General features: G+C 61.5%; 16 protein-coding genes. 11 read left to right on the top strand and 5 right to left on the bottom strand.

What is annotated here, in order from left to right; translation table 11 throughout:
- The first annotated feature begins 33 nt into the window (after positions 1 to 33).
- From HX851_RS00660 to HX851_RS00650, 3 genes are all read left to right on the top strand, one after another.
- Positions 34 to 954: an SPFH domain-containing protein gene (locus tag HX851_RS00660; RefSeq protein WP_177058226.1), complete on the top strand. Its 921-nt coding sequence runs from the start codon at positions 34 to 36 to the stop codon at positions 952 to 954.
- A 9-nt stretch (positions 955 to 963) separates the two neighbouring features.
- On the top strand, positions 964 to 1413 hold the full coding sequence (locus HX851_RS00655) for an NfeD family protein (protein WP_177058227.1): 450 nt from the start codon (positions 964 to 966) through the stop codon (positions 1411 to 1413).
- A 68-nt stretch (positions 1414 to 1481) separates the two neighbouring features.
- Positions 1482 to 1799, top strand: a complete 318-nt coding sequence (locus HX851_RS00650; RefSeq protein ID WP_177064570.1) for a DUF2388 domain-containing protein — start codon at positions 1482 to 1484, stop codon at positions 1797 to 1799.
- A 69-nt stretch (positions 1800 to 1868) separates the two neighbouring features.
- Here HX851_RS00650 and HX851_RS00645 read toward each other — a convergent pair whose 3' ends face one another.
- A complete protein-coding gene (locus tag HX851_RS00645; protein WP_177064568.1) occupies positions 1869 to 2531 on the bottom strand; it encodes a TetR/AcrR family transcriptional regulator in 663 nt (220 codons plus the stop codon).
- Between the two features lie 144 nt (positions 2532 to 2675).
- On the opposite strand from HX851_RS00645, the gene phlG reads away from it, so the two are divergent.
- Positions 2676 to 3554: a 2,4-diacetylphloroglucinol hydrolase gene (gene phlG / locus HX851_RS00640; protein ID WP_177064566.1), complete on the top strand. Its 879-nt coding sequence runs from the start codon at positions 2676 to 2678 to the stop codon at positions 3552 to 3554.
- Between the two features lie 49 nt (positions 3555 to 3603).
- Here phlG and HX851_RS00635 read toward each other — a convergent pair whose 3' ends face one another.
- The gene (locus HX851_RS00635; RefSeq protein ID WP_103033105.1) at positions 3604 to 4206 is read right to left on the bottom strand and encodes a TetR/AcrR family transcriptional regulator; all 603 of its coding nucleotides are present in this window, start codon (positions 4204 to 4206) and stop codon (positions 3604 to 3606) included.
- Positions 4207 to 4662: 456 nt separating this feature from the next.
- Here HX851_RS00635 and HX851_RS00630 point away from each other — a divergent pair, with 456 nt between their 5' ends.
- The 6 genes from HX851_RS00630 to HX851_RS00605 all read left to right on the top strand — a co-directional run bounded on the left by HX851_RS00630 (position 4663) and on the right by HX851_RS00605 (position 11058).
- Positions 4663 to 5751, top strand: coding sequence for a hydroxymethylglutaryl-CoA synthase (locus HX851_RS00630; protein WP_218170581.1), 1089 nt, complete (start codon positions 4663 to 4665; stop codon positions 5749 to 5751).
- Positions 5752 to 5780: 29 nt separating this feature from the next.
- Positions 5781 to 6977, top strand: a complete 1197-nt coding sequence (locus HX851_RS00625) for a thiolase family protein (RefSeq protein ID WP_042935088.1) — start codon at positions 5781 to 5783, stop codon at positions 6975 to 6977.
- A gap of 11 nt (positions 6978 to 6988) precedes the next feature.
- Positions 6989 to 7429: a Zn-ribbon domain-containing OB-fold protein gene (locus HX851_RS00620; protein ID WP_177058232.1), complete on the top strand. Its 441-nt coding sequence runs from the start codon at positions 6989 to 6991 to the stop codon at positions 7427 to 7429.
- A gap of 211 nt (positions 7430 to 7640) precedes the next feature.
- The gene (locus HX851_RS00615; protein ID WP_177058233.1) at positions 7641 to 8690 is read left to right on the top strand and encodes a type III polyketide synthase; all 1050 of its coding nucleotides are present in this window, start codon (positions 7641 to 7643) and stop codon (positions 8688 to 8690) included.
- 154 nt (positions 8691 to 8844) lie between these two features.
- On the top strand, positions 8845 to 10125 hold the full coding sequence (locus HX851_RS00610) for an MFS transporter (protein WP_177064564.1): 1281 nt from the start codon (positions 8845 to 8847) through the stop codon (positions 10123 to 10125).
- Between the two features lie 6 nt (positions 10126 to 10131).
- A complete protein-coding gene (locus tag HX851_RS00605; protein WP_177064562.1) occupies positions 10132 to 11058 on the top strand; it encodes a fumarylacetoacetate hydrolase in 927 nt (308 codons plus the stop codon).
- Here the strand turns inward: HX851_RS00605 and gcvP are convergent.
- A complete protein-coding gene (gene gcvP / locus HX851_RS00600) occupies positions 11049 to 13922 on the bottom strand; it encodes an aminomethyl-transferring glycine dehydrogenase (RefSeq protein WP_177064560.1) in 2874 nt (957 codons plus the stop codon). The two genes, HX851_RS00605 and gcvP, sit on opposite strands and share 10 nt — an antisense overlap.
- Positions 13923 to 14190: 268 nt before the next feature.
- Between gcvP and HX851_RS00595 the strand changes: the two genes are divergently transcribed.
- Positions 14191 to 15330, top strand: a complete 1140-nt coding sequence (locus HX851_RS00595; RefSeq protein WP_177064558.1) for a DegT/DnrJ/EryC1/StrS family aminotransferase — start codon at positions 14191 to 14193, stop codon at positions 15328 to 15330.
- A 113-nt stretch (positions 15331 to 15443) separates the two neighbouring features.
- Here the strand turns inward: HX851_RS00595 and gcvH are convergent, their stop codons facing one another.
- Entirely contained in the window at positions 15444 to 15827 is a 384-nt protein-coding gene (gcvH, locus tag HX851_RS00590) for a glycine cleavage system protein GcvH (RefSeq protein ID WP_177064556.1), read from the bottom strand.
- Between the two features lie 57 nt (positions 15828 to 15884).
- Entirely contained in the window at positions 15885 to 16967 is a 1083-nt protein-coding gene (gene gcvT / locus HX851_RS00585) for a glycine cleavage system aminomethyltransferase GcvT (RefSeq protein WP_177058239.1), read from the bottom strand.
- Positions 16968 to 17053 lie beyond the last annotated feature (86 nt).

Below are 17053 nucleotides of genomic sequence, written 5' to 3'. Positions count from 1 at the left end.
CTTTCGATAAACACTTGAACACAGGGAACCGTCATGCAAATCGGTAGCGTGCTTCTGCTTTTCGTCGGCCTGGCCATTGCCATCGTCTTCATGGGTTTCAAGGTCGTGCCCCAGGGTTATCAGTGGACGGTGGAGCGCTTCGGCCGCTACACCACCACCCTCAAGCCCGGCCTGAATATCATCGTCCCGGTCATGGACCGTATCGGGCGCAAGATCAACGTGATGGAAAGCGTGCTGGATATCCCGCCCCAGGAAGTCATCACGTCCGACAACGCCACCGTGCAGATCGACGCCGTGTGTTTCTTCCAGGTGGTCAATACGGCCCAGGCGGCCTACGAGGTGAACAACCTCGAACACGCCATCCGCAATCTGCTGCAGACCAACATCCGCACCGTGCTCGGCTCCATGGAGCTCGATGCCATGCTTGGCCAACGCGACACCATCAACGAAAAACTGCTGCGCACCGTCGATGAAGCCACCGCGCCGTGGGGAATCAAGATCACCCGGATCGAAATCAAGGACATCAGCCCGCCGGCCGACCTGATGGCGGCCATGTCCGGGCAGATGAAGGCCGAGCGCGTCAAGCGTGCGCAGATCCTCGAGGCCGAAGGCCTGCGGGCCTCGGCGATCCTGACCGCCGAAGGCAAGAAGCAGGCGCAGATCCTCGAAGCCGAGGGTAATCGCCAGGCCGCCTTCCTCGAATCCGAAGCCCGCGAGCGGGAAGCCGAGGCCGAGGCCCGGGCGACCCAGGTGGTGTCCGAGGCGATCGCCAACGGCAACGTGCAGGCGGTCAACTACTTCGTCGCGCAGAAATACGTCGAAGCCCTCGGCAAGCTGGCCTCGGCCAACAACAGCAAGGTGATCCTGATGCCGCTCGAAGCCAGCCAGGTCATCGGCTCGATCGGCGGCATCAGCGAAATCGTCAAGGCCACCTTCGACGGCAAGAAGGCCTGAGGCAGCGCCATGTGGGAATTCCTGCAACACCTGTCCTTCTGGGACTGGCTGGCCCTCGGTACGATCCTGCTGATTCTCGAGGTGTTCGGTGCCGGCGGCTACCTGCTGTGGGTCGGTATCGCGGCCGCGGCGGTCGGCGTGCTGACCTTCGTCATCCCCGGCCTGCCGTGGACCGTGCAATTCCTGTTGTTCGGCCTGCTCTCGGTGCTGACGGCGGTGTATTGGTGGAAACGCCAGCGCAGCTCTGCCAGCGTCAGCGACCAGCCGGGCCTCAACGAGCGTGGACATGAACTGATCGGCAAGACCTTCGTGGTGCACGCGGCGATCAGCAACGGCCGCGGCAAGGTCAAGGTCGGCGATGGAGTATGGATGGTCACCGGGCCCGACGCCGAGGTCGGCGCGCGGGTCCGGGTAGTCGGCCAGAACGGCACGATCCTGCAGGTCGAACCTCTTGAATGAAGACAATGGAACTCCGCATCGCTAACCGCGATCCAACGGTTCATATACCCCCATGCGGAGTCACCACCATGCGTCTCAAGTATGCTGTCGCCACCCTGGCGTTACTGTCCCTTCCCGTTGGCTCGGCCATGGCCGACGGTTTCTGGCGCAACGTCATTTCCTCCGGTGCGACCACCGGCTCGACCTACCTGACCTTCAAGGACCACAAGCTTATCGTCGCCGCCCAGGATGATGCCGGCAGCTTTGTTGCCAGCGACGGCAATATTCGCGGCCCTTATCTCGAAGCAGCCATGCAGAAAGTGCGCGCCGATAATCCGGACCTGAAGGCGAGCGACATGGAACTGGCCAACGCGATCCTGGCGAAGAACGCACTGGCCGACGAATGATCGGCAGTCCCTCGAATTGAACGATGAAACGCCGACAGTCTGTCGGCGTTTTTCGTTTCTACCGCACCGCTATTGCGCCGCTACCGCCTTCAGCCCCGCCAGGGCGTAGGTCATCATGTGTTCGATCAGCGCCTGGGGCGCGATATCCAGGCCCGGCAGCACGTTCCTGCTCAGGGTCTCATGGGCCAGCAACAGGAACAGGCACGGTGCAAACACGCCCAGCGCACAGCGCAACGTGGTCGGGTGATCGTCCGGCAGGTTCATGATCTGCCCAAGGATGCCGCGGAAGATCTTCGCTTTGGGATACGCCTGTTGCTCCAGCACCGAAGGCAGCACGCTCGAGGGCGACAGCAATTCCCGACTGAGGACCTTGAGGGCCCAGGCTTCGCGATGATCCTGCAGGCGCTCCACCAGCACCGTGATGATCAACCGCAACTTGTCCTCGGGGGCCGCCGGGCTCTGGCTCAGGCTGAGCAGGGTATCGATGCGCAGCAGGCGGTCATGGGCTTCGAGCAGCACGGCCCGGTACAAACCGTCCTTGTTCTCGAAATGATAATTGACCGAGGCGGCATTCGACCTGGAGTTTTCACAGACCTGCTTGCTGGTTGTATTGGCGTATCCCAGCTGCGCGAACAACTGACCCGCCGTTTCCAGGATCTGCTGGCGGGTCGCCTGGCCATCCTGGCGCTGGGCTCGTTGAGAGGCGGTCTGGTTGGGACCGGACACGGGCATGGGATTCCTCACTAGATCAAATTCAAATTTGACTTTTATTTATACACGGCTTAGTTTCAAATCAACCACTCCCCTCGACAGGCGTGGACGCTGCCGACAGATGCTGTCAGGTCCACAGCCGTTTAGCCAAAGGAAATTACCGCAATGGATGCGCGCGTCATGACCCCGTTCACCTACTTCTCCCTGCCGATGCAAAAGCTGTTCCTGCGCAATCGCGAGGCGATCAAGGACAAGCCCTACGCCAAATACTTCAGCGGGCACATGCAGGTTCCGCTGTCTGCCGTGCGCGGGATCCAGCAAGGACCGCTGGCCCCGGAACAGACCCTGACCCCGAGCGTCGAGGACATCAATCGCCTGCTGGAAGCGGATTTCGTCAGCGAAGAATCGGGTTATGCCCTGCTTCCCGGACCCATGGCCTACGTGCAGAGCCGCAAATTCTTTCCCGGCTGCACCGCAGAAATGTTCAAGTGGTGGTTCATGTGGCATCCGCTGGAGGCCGAGCGCTACACCCTGTGGTTTCCCTATGCCCATGTCAGCAATCCCTGCGTCAACCATGAACGGCTCAAGGACACGTCCCTGAGTTTCGAACAGCGCTTGTACGGCAACACCTTCTGCGCCTCGGAATATGTCGGCGATCGCCTGATGCACCTGCATATCCACTTCCAGGAACCGGAGAAACTGGGCCTGCGCACCGAGCTGTACTGGGATGCGAAGATCGACGGCAGCGTCAGCGCGCTGATGAGCCTCGCCGAACAACCGGATGTGCCGGTGTCACTGATGGTCCACCTGTTCAAGCAGACCCCGGATGGCCTGTACCTGACCAGCCGCTACTGGGTCGGCAGCCATCCGTCGATGGCGCGCTTCCCCGGTGCCGAACGTGCGGCGCAACTGATGCAGGCCAACGGCTTCGGCGAGGCGGAACTGGAAACCCTGGCCTACGAATTCGCCGTCCACGACCTGTGCGAGTTCAACCACCTGGCCAGCTTCCTGCCGGACCTGTACCGGGAGTTCAGCGCCGCCTGAGTTCCCCTGGCAAGTCATTGCGCCCATCGGGCGCAATGACCTCGAAGCCTCAGCGTTGCCCCGCCGGGCACACACCGTTTATCAGAAGCGTCGTGAATTCACCGATATCCTGTTCCGCCGTCAGTTGCTCGGTCAGCAGGCGATACCAGCAAAAGCCGAAGATCATATCGAGCAGCAATTCGCGATTGGTGTCCTTGGGCAACTCACCATTGCTGATGGCATTTTCCACCAGCTTCTTCGGCATCTCCCGTCGCCGTTCCATGAACTGGTCCTTGAGCTGGACCAGAGTGACCGGATCCAGCTGGGCCTCCGCGATGACACAGCGAAAAGCCTCGCCACAAATCGTCTCACGCCAGACTTTCCAGAGATTGTGCAGCAAAAAGTCGAGATCTGCCTTGAAAGATCCGAGATCAGGAAACTTCCTCACCTGCTCGCTTTCATTCTCGTAAACCTCGGCGATCAACGCCGCCTTGTTGTTCCACCAACGGTAGATCGTCGGCTTGCTGGCACCCGCCCGTCGGGCGACCGACTCGATACTGAGTCCCGAATAACCGCATTCCTTGAGAATTTCGATCGTCGAACTGAGGATGGCCTTGTGGGTGTGGGGGCTTCGTAGGGAACCGATGGAGCTGCGAGAGGGTGTACGAGCCACGGTGAAATCTCCAGGCAGGGTGCTTGACAAAAGCAACGCAAGGTATAGGATTCCCTCGAAATGAAATGAAACGGTCCGTTTCGTTTCATTTCGATGAAACTATGAATGACTGACTTCGATCAATCTGTTTTCCGATTTTTTCATTAGCGTGCAGGAAACAAAGCCTTCTGCTCAGGGCATCCCCCATCAGTCGGCAGCTGTTTTTTCCACCTATGAAATCAAGTCATTTGTTTTATGAATCAAACGATACGTTTCGTATCATAACAGCTTGAGAGGTAAATAGGCAATATTTGGCACTTTTTCAGACCCGCCGGTCGGAAACGCCAAGTAGTTGAAATCACTGGATAAAACGGCGCTCCCAAGACTCCGGGCTCTACAAACTGTTTTCCGTATGTTTCAAGGCGTCTGGCAAGACGCCACCAGGGTTTTCTGACACAGAATGGAATCAAGAGGAAAATGAACGTGAAAAAAGTAGGGATAGTGAGCTACGGCACCGGCGTCCCCGTTTGCCGCCTGAAGGTCGAAGACGTCATCAACGTCTGGAAGAACACCGATTTGCATCTGGTGCAAAACCAGCTCGGGGTGACCGAACGAGCGGTCCTGCAACCGGATGAAGATGTCATCACCCTCGGGGTCCTGGCTGCCCAGCGGGCACTCGACAAGGTCCCCGGCAGCAGCGTCGAAGCCCTGTACCTGGGCACTTGCACCAACCCCTATGACTCCCGCGCGTCGGCCTCGGTCATCCTCGAAATGCTCGGTTGCGGCTACGATGCCTACTGCGCCGACGTGCAGTTCGCCGGCAAGTCAGGCACTTCGGCCCTGCAGATCTGCCAGGCGCTGGTCGCGTCCGGCATGACCGGCAGCGCCCTCGCGATTGGCGCCGATACCATCAACCGCAACACCGCCCCCGGTGACCTCACGGAATCCTATGCCGGTGCCGGTGCGGCAGCCCTGCTGGTGGGGACGCAGAATGTCATCGCCGAATTCGATGGCAGCTTCTCCTGCGCGGCGGACGTCGCCGACAACATCCGTCCGCAAGGCGACCGCTACATCCGCTCCGGGATGGGCCTGGGCTCGGACAAGAACAGCATCGGCCTGGAAGACCAGACCCGCCGGGCGGCCGAAGGCCTGATGGACAAACTGCATACCCGTCCAAAGGACTACGACTACGTGGTGTTCCAGCAGAACCTGGTGTCCACGCCCTACTCGCTGGCCAAACACCTGGGCTTCGAGCCCAAGCAGGTCGAGCCCGGTATCTACGCCGGCAACGTCGGCGACGCCGGGGCCGCCAGTCCCCTGCTCGGCCTGATCAATGTGCTCGACCAGGCGCGTCCGGGGCAGAAAATCCTGCTGGTGTCCTACGGTTTCGGCGCCGGCAGCGACGCCATCGCCCTGACGGTCACGCCGGCCATCGAGGCCTATCAGAAGCACAACAAACCGCTGCGCGACCTGCTCGAAAACAAGCTGTACGTCGATTACGGCACCTCCATCAAATACGAGTTCAAGTATTTGCGGGCCGATTACGCCCTGACCGCCTACCTCTGATTTCGCCTGTCTACGCAAGGAGCATGAACATGTGCGCACGTCGTGTTGCAATCGTTTCGGCCGCTTACACGCCGAAACCGGGAAGTTCGCGGGTTCGGCAGACGTTCAAGGAAATGATCGTCGAGTCGGCCTACAAAGCCATCAAGGACGCCAGGATGCACCCGCGGGAAATCCAGGGTGTGGCCTACGGTTATCACGGTGAGGGCATTTCGGAATACGGTGGCCTCGGGCCGACGATCTCCGACGCCCTGGGCATCAGCCCGGCACCGACCTTCATGAGCACGGCCAACTGCACCAGCAGTTCGGTGTCGTTCCAGATGGGTCACCAGATGATCGCCTCCGGGGAATACGACATCGTCCTGGTCGGCGGCTTCGAGAAGATGACCGACCACTTCAACTACGCCGAGTACATCGGTTCCAGTACCGAATGCGAGTACGACTACTTCCTTGGTATTTCCCACACCGACGCCTTCGCCCTGGCGACGGCGGAGTACTTCCAGAAGTTCGGCTACGCCGGACGTGAAGCCGATGTGCTGGCGACCTTCGGCCGGCAGATGCGCATCTATGCGCAGAACACCCCGAATGCCACCCGCTACGGCCTGCCGATTCCGTCCCTGGAGGCGTTGAAGAACAGCGAAGCCTTCGGCTCGATGCTGGCCTGGGGTGAGGCCAGCGGCTGCGCCATCCTGGTCGCCGAACACCTGGCCCACAAGTACACCGACAAACCGGTGTTCGTCCGGGGTTGCGCCTACACCGGTGTGTCCCACTACTTCGGCACGCGCTTCCACAATCCGACCCTGCACCACCCCGGCCTGCCCAAGGATGTCGGCATGGCGGTCTCGGCCAACTCGATCGCCTGTGCGGAGATCGCCTACAAGAAAGCCGGAATCACGGCCAAGGACATCGACGTGGCACAGGTCTACGACCTGCTCGGCGCCGGCTTGATCCAGATGGAATCCATGGGCATCTGCGGCAAGGGTCAGGCCGGCGACTTTGTCCTCGAAGGCGGCATCGCCATCGACGGCCAACTGCCACTGAACACCGACGGCGGCAATATCGGCCGCGGCCACGCCTCCGGCTGCGACGGCATCCTGCATATCACCGAGCTGTTCCGCCAGTTGCGCGGCGAATCCGACAACCAGGTCAAAGGCGCACGCATCGGCGTGTCGCAGAACCTGGGGGGTTACGCCGCCCACAACTCAGTGATCGTTCTTTCCAACGACTAAGGAGCCGGACCATGTCCATGTACCCCGAACAGATCCACCGCATGACCACCGCCAGCATGCTTCGCGAATGGCGCGAACATGGCGGCAAATACCGTCTGGAAGGCACTCAATGTGAAGAGTGCAATGAAATTTTCTTCCCGCGCCGGACGGTCTGCGGCGCCTGCAACTCGCTGAGCGTCAAGCCCTACCGCTGTGCCCGCAACGGCAAGATCGAAGTCATGGCCCACGCCGAGAACCCGATCCTCGCGGCCATGGGTTACGGCGAAACCGTACCGCGCTGCATGGCGATGGTGCGCCTGGACGATGGCCTGGTCATCGCCTCGGAAATCGTCGACGTCACCCATCCGGAACAACTCAAGGCCGGCGCGCCGGTACGCATGGTCGTGCGCAAGCATGTCCGTGAAAGCAACCTGGCCTGGCAATACGCCTACAAGTTTGTCCTGGATATATAAGTAACTTGCGGGGAGTCAATTAACTATTGACACCCCGCTCTCCCGATATCAAAACAAGAACTGTGCGTCAGCTTTATAACAACGGCCTCTACATATATTGCAGAAGCCTTTAAGACCCTGTTGCTTCAGGGGCTACGGACTGCCTTCGTCTTAAAAGCGGGGAATGACTCCCCATACTCATTATTGGCCTATATATAGCCGAGGATTCATCATGTCGACTCTTTGTCTCCCCCACGTACTGTTCCCGAAAAACAAGATTACCCAGCAACAGATGATCGACCATCTGGAAGGCCTGCACGCCGACCATCCGCGCATGGCGGTGGCCAAGCGCATGATCCAGAACACCGAGGTCAACGAGCGGCACCTGATCCTGCCGATCGACGAGCTGGCGGTGCACACCGGCTTCACCCACCGCAGCATCGTCTATGAACGCGAAGCCCGCCAGATGTCTTCCGCCGCTGCTCGCCAGGCCATTGAAAACGCGGGTCTGACGGTCAATGACATTCGCATGGTGGTGGTCACCTCCTGCACCGGTTTCATGATGCCGTCGCTGACCGCGCACCTGATCAACGACCTCGACCTGCCGACGTCCACCGTGCAGTTGCCGATCGCCCAGCTCGGCTGTGTCGCCGGTGCCGCCGCCATCAACCGGGCCAACGATTTCGCCAAGCTGGATGCGCGCAATCATGTATTGATCGTGTCCCTGGAGTTCTCTTCGCTGTGTTATCAGCCCAACGACACCAAGTTGCACGCTTTTATTTCCGCCGCACTGTTTGGTGATGCCGTTTCCGCCTGTGTATTGCGCGCGGACGATCAGGCAGCGGGTTTCAAGATCCACTCGACCAACTCGTTCTTCCTGCCGAAAAGCGAGCACTACATCAAATACGATGTAAAGGACACCGGCTTCCACTTTACCCTGGATAAAGCCGTGATGAACTCCATCAAGGACGTCGCGCCGATCATGGAGAAACTCAACTACGACACGTTCGAACAGAACTGTGCGCAGAACGACTTCTTCATCTTCCACACCGGCGGTCGCAAGATCCTCGACGAACTGGTCCTGCAACTGGACCTCGCCTCGAACCGTGTCTCGCAGTCGCGCACCAGCCTTTCCGAAGCCGGCAATATCGCCAGCGTGGTGGTGTTCGACGTACTCAAGCGGCAGTTCGAGGCCGGCCTGAATCCGGGCGATGTCGGCATGCTGGCGGCGTTCGGCCCGGGCTTCACCGCCGAAATGTCCGTGGGTGAATGGGCGGCCTGACCGGCCGAGTGTTCGCTCGGGCAACGGGGAGCCGGTGCGGGAAGCCTTGAGCGTCTGATGGACGCCAAGACTTCCCGCACGCCCTTCGAACCTCCCGGAAGACGGCGCAGTCCTGCACTGCGCCTGGTTCATGGTTTCACACGGAAGATGAGCGATGAACACAGACAATCACACGACGCTGCCCAGGCGGCGTTACGAACGACGCATGGTACTGCTGCTGTCCCTGAGTTTCGGCCTGGTCGGGCTGGATCGATTTATCATCCTGCCGCTGTTTCCGGTGATCATGCACGACCTGCAACTGGACTATCAGGACCTCGGTTTTCTCTCCGCCGCACTGGCCTTCACCTGGGGTTTTTCCGCCCTCGGCGCGGGCTATGTGATCGATCGCCTGGGCCGCAAGACTGCCCTGGTGCTGTCGATTGCCGTGCTGTCCCTGCTGTCGGGGCTTTCGGCCCTGGCCAGCGGATTGTTCGGGCTGGTACTCCTGCGGGCGCTGATGGGGCTTTGCGAAGGCGCGTTCACGCCGACCAGCATCATCGTCACCGATGAGGTCTCGCACCCTGACCGACGCGGGCAGAACCTGGGTTTCCAGCAGGCGCTGTTTCCGATTCTCGGCCTGTGCCTGGGGCCGCTGCTGGCGGCCAGCCTGCTGGAGCTGTTCGACTCCTGGCGCACCGTGTTCGCGATCATTTCTCTGCCCGGCCTGCTGCTGGCGGCCTACCTGTGGAAGGTCTATCGGCCGGCGCCGCTCGCCGATCGGCAGCGGCAAGCCCGCGGCAACCTCCGGACAAACTGGCTGGCAGCCTTCAGAAGCGGCAATGTCAGCCTGAACATCCTGATCATGTTCTGCATCCTCACCTGCCAGTTCGTCCTCTGCGCCATGCTGCCCAGCTACCTGACGGACTACCTGCACCTGGAAACCCTGTCCATGGCCGTGGTGATTTCCGCCATCGGCGTGGGTGGCTTTATCGGCCAGTTGATCATTCCGGCGATGTCGGACCGGCTGGGGCGCAAGCCGGTGGTGATGGTGTCGTTCATGACCAGCGCGACACTGGTGGGCCTGTTGATCATCTGCCCGGCGATCACCAGCCTGCTGTTCCTGTTGTTGTTCCTGCTGTCGTTCTTCAATTTCAGCCTGATCTGCATGACCGTCGGCCCGCTGACCAGCGAGTCGGTACCGGCGGCGCTATTGCCCACGGCCACCGGCATCGTCGTCGGTTTCGGTGAAATCCTCGGCGGTGGCGTATCCCCCGCCGTCGCCGGTTATGCCGCCACGCATTTCGGCCTGCCATCCATTCTGTACGTCGCCCTGGCCGGGAGTGTCTCCGGCCTGCTGTTATCGCTGTGCCTGCGCGACAGCCTCGCGCAACGCGCCCCCGAACCCGCCCTGCAACCCATGGAAGCGTTGCCGGCGAGCCTGACCCTGAAGGAGTAGAGAATCATGGGACACTATTTGATGTTGCTCGACCTTTGCCAGCACGAGCACCGTGGCATCGGGCTGTTCGATTTCCGCACGGGCCACAACGCCCGGTTGTTTCCCGAGCAGGGAGGGTTATATGAAACGCTGCAGCATTGCAGCCGCTGGCACCTGGGCTGGGCCGACCACCTCAAGTCCCTGCCGGCCAGCACCAGCACCCGCGACATCAGCCTGCGGCCACCGCTCAAGCCTGGCAACAACCTGCTGGCCCAGGTCAGCGCGGTCAGCCTGGCGACCCCGAAGCGCAACCAGGCCTGGTTCTACAAAGGCAATGGCAGCCTGCTCAAGACCGATGGCGAAGCACTGAACATCCCCTATCATGCCCTGAGCATCGCCAGCGAACCGGGGATCGTCTGTGTCTATATGGTCGACCCTTTTGGCAAACTGCGTTTCGTCGGCTTCACCCTCGGCAACGAAGTACAGGACCCTCTTCTCGGCAACCTCGACTCACCGGATGCCCAGCAGGCCAGCTTGCGCGAATGCGCGATTGCCCCGGCCATGATTCTCGGGGAAATGCAGTGCCGGCTGTCCATCAACGCCCGTATCGAGCGCCAGGACGCGCAGATTTCCTCGCGTGAATACGTGATCGAGTTGAAGGAGTGGCAGGCGCTGCGCCGATACACCCAGGCCTTTCTCGAACAGCATGAGCAGTTCCTCCAGCCCGGTATGGTGCACTACGTGTTTCATGGCCTGGAGCGCCGGGACAACCCGCCCCCCCTGCAACACGGCGACTGGCTCGACCTCGATTGTCCGGAGCTGGAACTGGGCATGAGCAATCGCATCGTCGAAGAAGAACTGCTGCACCTGTACCCGCTCGGCAAACGCCTGGTCGATAGCGACCTGTCGGCGCGGGCTGCGGCTCTGCACCAACGACACGGCGCTCAGCGATAGTCGTCCACCGGCACGCAGGCGCAGAACAGGTTGCGGTCGCCGTAGACATTGTCCACGCGGTTCACCGTCGGCCAGTATTTGTGTACCCGGGTGTGCGCCGTCGGGGTCACCGCCTGTTCGATGCTGTAGGGGCGCTCCCAGACCCCGGTGATATCCGCCAGCGTATGCGGGGCGCGCTTGAGCGGGTTGTCTTCGGCGGACCAGTTGCCGTTCTGCACCTCGGCAATCTCCGCGCGGATGCGCAGCATGGCCTCGACGAAACGATCCAGCTCCGCCTTCGATTCGCTTTCGGTGGGCTCGACCATCAACGTCCCCGGCACCGGGAATGACATGGTCGGGGCATGGAAACCGTAGTCCATCAGCCGCTTGGCAACATCCTCTTCGCTGATCCCGGTCTGGGCCTTGAGCGGGCGCAGGTCGAGAATGCATTCATGGGCGACACGGCCATTGCGTCCGCTGTAGAGCACCGGAAAAGCACCCCCGAGCTGCTGTGCCAGGTAGTTCGCGGCGAGAATCGCCACCTCGCTGGCGTCGGCCAGTTGCGGCCCCATCATCGCGATGTACATCCAACTGATGGGCAGGATGCTCGCGCTGCCCCAGGGCGCGGCACTGACCGCGCCGTTCTGCGGCAACGGGCCGTCGATGGGCACCACCGGATGGTTGGCGACAAAAGGCGCCAGGTGCGCGCGCACGCCGATCGGCCCCATGCCCGGCCCGCCGCCGCCATGGGGAATGCAGAAGGTCTTGTGCAGGTTCATGTGGGAAACATCGGCACCGATATCCGCCGGCCGCGCCAGGCCGACCTGGGCATTGAGGTTGGCCCCGTCCATGTACACCTGGCCGCCATGGCTGTGGATAACTTCACAGATCTCGCTGATGCCTTCTTCATACACACCGTGGGTCGAAGGATAGGTCGCCATCAGGCAGGACAGCTGGTCGCCGGCGGCCAGGGCCTTGGCCTTGAGGTCTTCGAGTTCGACATTACCGTCCTCGTCGCACTCGACGATCACCACCTGCATGCCGGCCATCTGCGCCGAGGCCGGGTTGGTGCCGTGGGCCGATGACGGGATCAGGCAGATATGGCGTCCGCCCTGCTGACGGCTTTCGTGATATTTGCGGATCGCCAGCAGCCCGGCATATTCACCCTGGGCACCGGAGTTGGGCTGCATGCAGATGGCGTCGAAACCGGTAATCGCGCACAGCCAGTGTTCCAGCTCGTCGATCATCGCCGTGTAGCCCTCGACCTGTTCGCGCGGGGCGAACGGGTGCAGGTTGGCAAAACCCGGCCAGGTGATGGGGATCATCTCGCTGCTGGCATTGAGCTTCATCGTGCAAGAGCCCAGTGGGATCATCGACTGGTTGAGGGCCAGGTCCTTGTTCTCCAGTTGCTTGAGGTAACGCAACATCTCGGTTTCGCTGTGGTGGGCATTGAACACCGGATGGGTCAGGTAGGCGGAGCGGCGTTGCAGCTCATCCGGAATACCGCTGTCCAGGGCTTGCGCATCCAGTTCGGCAACCACCAGTCCATGATCGGCACCGAGGAAGATATCCAGCAAACGCAGCACCGTGGTTTCGTCGCAGGTCTCGTCCAGGCTCAGGCCCAGTTGGCCGCGCCCGAGAATCCGCAGGTTGATCCGGGCCGCCCGGGCACTGTCGAGGATGGCTGTCTGGCTGCCGCCGACCTCCAGGGTCAGGGTGTCGAAAAAGTGTCGGTTGAGCCGCGCGATGCCCTTGCGCTCAAGGCCGCTGGCGAGGATGCAGGTCAGTCGATGCACCCGCTGGGCGATGCGTCTGAGCCCCTCGGGCCCATGGTAGACCGCATAGAAACCGGCGATATTGGCCAGCAGCACCTGGGCCGTGCAGATATTCGAGTTGGCCTTTTCCCGACGGATATGTTGCTCGCGGGTCTGCAGGGCCATGCGCAGCGCCATATTGCCCCGGGCATCCCGGGACACACCGATGATCCGCCCGGGAATCGCCCGCTTGTACTCATCGCGGGTAGCGAAATACGCCGCGTGCGGCCCACCGTAGCCCATCGGCACACCAAAACGCTGGGATGAACCGAACACCACGTCCGCGCCCAACTCGCCGGGCGGGGTCAGCAGCAGCAGGCTCAACAGGTCGGCCGCCACGCAGGCCAACGCCTGCTGGGCGTGCAGTTGCTCGATCAGCGGTCGCAGGTCGCGGATCTCGCCATGGCTGTCGGGGTACTGCAGCAAGGCCCCGAATACCGAGTGCCGGCTCAGGTTATCCACAGGGCCGACCAGCAACTCGAAACCGAAACCTTCGGCACGGGTGCGCACCACGGAGATCGTCTGCGGATGACACTGCTCATCGACAAAGAACAGGTTGCTTTTCGACTTCGCCACCCGCTTGGCCAGGGCCATGGCTTCCGCCGCCGCGGTGGCTTCGTCGAGCAACGAGGCATTGGCCAGTTCCAGGCCAGTCAGGTCGATGGTCAGTTGCTGGAAATTGAGCAGGGCTTCCAGGCGACCCTGGGCGATTTCCGGTTGATAAGGGGTATAGGCGGTGTACCAACCGGGGTTCTCCAGGACATTACGCAGGATCACCGTCGGTATCAGCGTGCCGTGGTAGCCCATGCCGATCAGGCTGGTCCAGAGCTGGTTCTGCTCGGCGTAACCGCGCAGCTTGTCCAGGGCCGCCTGTTCGTCCAGTGCCGCGGGCAGCTCTAGCTCGCGGTTCAGGCGAATGCCCGGCGGCACCGTCTGCTCGATCAGTTCGACGCGACTCTTGAGCCCGAGGACATCGAGCATCGCCTGCTGTTCGGCGGCATCCGGCCCGAGGTGACGACGCAGGAACGCCTGGGGATCTCGCAACTGGCTCAAGGACGGCGATGAGGACATGACGGGCTCTCTCCTGGCGGCGCACGGCGTCGAGGCAACACGGGAATCACCGAGACGACGACTGGCGCAGAAGTCGTTTCGGCCACTGTGCAAGCAGCATAGCAGCCCGCTTCCCGAGCCGCCGCGAAGCGTCCGTTCAGCATCAGGACAGTAAAAAGAACCGAAATTTCACATCAAATCAGTATCATCGACAGCATCGCGGCATAGCTGTCTATCCTTTAGCGCCTGCGGACCATTTCCCGGCCTTCACATCGGACGTCACGACCCCATGAGCCAACTGCCTTTCCTGCCTTTCTCCAAACCCACCATCGACGAAGCGACCATTTCGTCGGTCGCCGAAGTCCTGCGGTCCGGCTGGATCACCAGCGGTCCCAAGGTGGCGGCCTTTGAAGCCCAGTTATCGGAATACTTCGGCGGGCGTCCGGTGCGGACGTTCAACTCCGGCACCTGCACCATGGAGATCGCCCTGCGCATCGCCGGCATCGGCCCGGGTGACGAAGTCATCACCACGCCGATTTCCTGGGTCGCCACCGCCAACGTGATCATCGAAGTCGGCGCCACCCCGGTGTTCGCCGATATCGACCCGGTGACCCGCAATATCGACCTGGACCAGGTCGAGGCCGCGATCACTCCACGCACCCGCGCGATCATCCCGGTGTACCTGTCCGGCCTGCCGGTGGACATGGACCGCCTCTACGCCATCGCCAAGAAACACAACCTGCGTATCGTCGAAGACGCCGCCCAGGCCCTCGGGTCCGAGTGGCGCGGGCAGAAGATCGGCGCCCTCGGTGACTTCGTCTCGTTCAGCTTCCAGGCGAACAAGAACATCACCTCGTCGGAAGGCGGTTGCCTGGTGTTGAACAACGCCGAGGAAGCGCGCCTGGCGGAGAAGTATCGCCTGCAGGGCGTGACCCGCACCGGCCACGATGGTCTGGACGTGGATGTGCTCGGCGGCAAGTTCAACATGACCGACGTCGCCGCGGCCATCGGCCTGGGCCAGTTCGCCCATATCGATGCCATCACCGCTCATCGGCGGGAGATGGCCCAGTACTATTTCGAACTGTTCGGCAGCGATTTCGAGGAACAGTACGGTGCGCAGCTACCGGTGAAGGATTTCACCCACAGCAACTGGCACATGTTCCAACTGGTCCTGCCGGAGCGTAGCGATGGCCAGCCGGCACGGGCGACCTTCATGGAAGACATGAAGCAGCAGGGCGTCGGCATCGGCTACCACTATCCGGCGATCCACTTGCTGAGCCTGTACCGCGAACGCGGTTTCAAGGAAGGCATGTTCCCGGTCGCCGAACGCGTCGGACGCCTGATCGTCTCGCTGCCGATGTTCAACATGATCACCCGGGCCGATGTCGAGCGCTCGGTGGCGGCGGTCAAGACAGCATTGAAACGCTGATACCGCATGAAAAACTGTAGGAGCCGGCTTGCCGGCGATGGCGTCCCTGAGGACAGTACAAGGCTTGAGGACCTCATCGCCGGCAAGCCGGCTCCCACAATTCAGTGTACCTATTACTCGCCGATGGCGGCCTTGTAGCCCGCCGCATCCAGCAGCTTGCCCAGGTCAGCCTCGTCGTTCGGCTTGAGCTTGAAGATCCACGCCCCGTAAGGGTCGCTGTTCAACAGCTCCGGCTCCCCGGACAGGGCGTCGTTGACCGCGATCACTTCACCGGAAACCGGCGCGTAGATATCGGAGGCGGCCTTCACCGACTCCACCACACCCGCCTGATCACCGGCCTTGAACTCATTGCCGACTTCCGTCAGCTCAACGAACACCACATCGCCCAAGGCTTCCTGAGCGTGGTCGCTGATGCCCACGGTCACCGTACCGTCGGCTTCCAGGCGGGCCCATTCGTGGCTTTCGGCAAAACGCAGATCGGCAGGGATTTGGCTCATATTCAGTGTCCTCGAAAAAAGTGTCGGCGGCCCGCCACGCGGGCTCGCCAGATAAAATCAGACCAGGGTTTTGCCATGACGCACGAACGTCGGCCTAACCACGCGAACCGGGTACCATTTGCCGCGAATTTCCACTTCGGCGCGATCAGCTGTCGCCGAGGGAACACGCGCCAGCGCAATCGACTTGCTTAGCGTAGGAGAGAAACTACCACTGGTGATCTCTCCTTCGCCAATATCAGCGATACGAACCACCTGGTGGGCACGCAAGACACCCCGTTCTTCCAGCACCAGGCCGACCAGCTTGAGCTTCGGCCCACTCGCCTTTTCCGCTTCGAGGGCGGCGCGCCCGATGAAGTCACGGGACGCCGGTTCCCAGGCAATGGTCCAGGCCATATTGGCAGCCAGGGGCGAGACATCCAGGTGGATATCCTGACCGTAGAGGTTCATCCCGGCTTCGAGCCGCAAGGTATCGCGGGCACCGAGGCCGATAGGGGAAATGCCGGCGCCGACCAGGTCGTTGAAGAAACCGGGCGCCTGCTGCGCCGGCAACACGATTTCCAGGCCATCTTCACCGGTATAGCCGGTGCGGGCGATGAACCAGTCGCCGTCACTGCGGCCTTCGAAGGGTTTGAGTTGCTGGATCAACTGGCCGCGGGACTGGGTCACCAGTTCGCTGATCTTGTGCCGGGCCTGCGGCCCCTGGATCGCCAGCATCGCCAGTTCTGGGCGCTCCAGCAATTGCACGTCGAACTGGCCGATCCGGGCGTTCATCCACGCCAGGTCCTGGTCGCGGGTGGCCGCGTTGACCACCAGGCGATAACCGTCGTCGGTGCGATAGACGATCATATCGTCGATCACCCCGCCCTGCTCGTCGAGCATGGCGCTGTACAAGGCGCGGCCGGGGCTGTCGAGACGCTCGACATCATTGGCCAGCAGATACTGCAGCCAGGACTTGGCCTGGCTGCCGGCGATATCGATCACGGTCATGTGCGAAACATCGAAGACCCCGCAATCGCGCCGCACCTGATGGTGCTCCTCGACTTGCGAGCCATAATGCAGAGGCATATCCCAACCGCCAAAATCGACCATCTTCGCGCCAAGGGCGAGGTGCAGGTCATACAGAGGCGTACGCTGTCCCATGGGTTTCTCCTTCCGGGCGTGGCGAAGGTGCGGACAGGCGTCGGATTGGCTTGAGCCCTTTATGGATGGGGCCTTGAGCCATGTTC

This window comes from Pseudomonas gingeri (assembly GCF_013385635.1).
GTDB lineage: Bacteria > Pseudomonadota > Gammaproteobacteria > Pseudomonadales > Pseudomonadaceae > Aquipseudomonas > Aquipseudomonas gingeri_A.
Note: the sequence above shows the minus strand (reverse complement) of the source record. Positions and strands in the feature narration are given on the sequence as shown.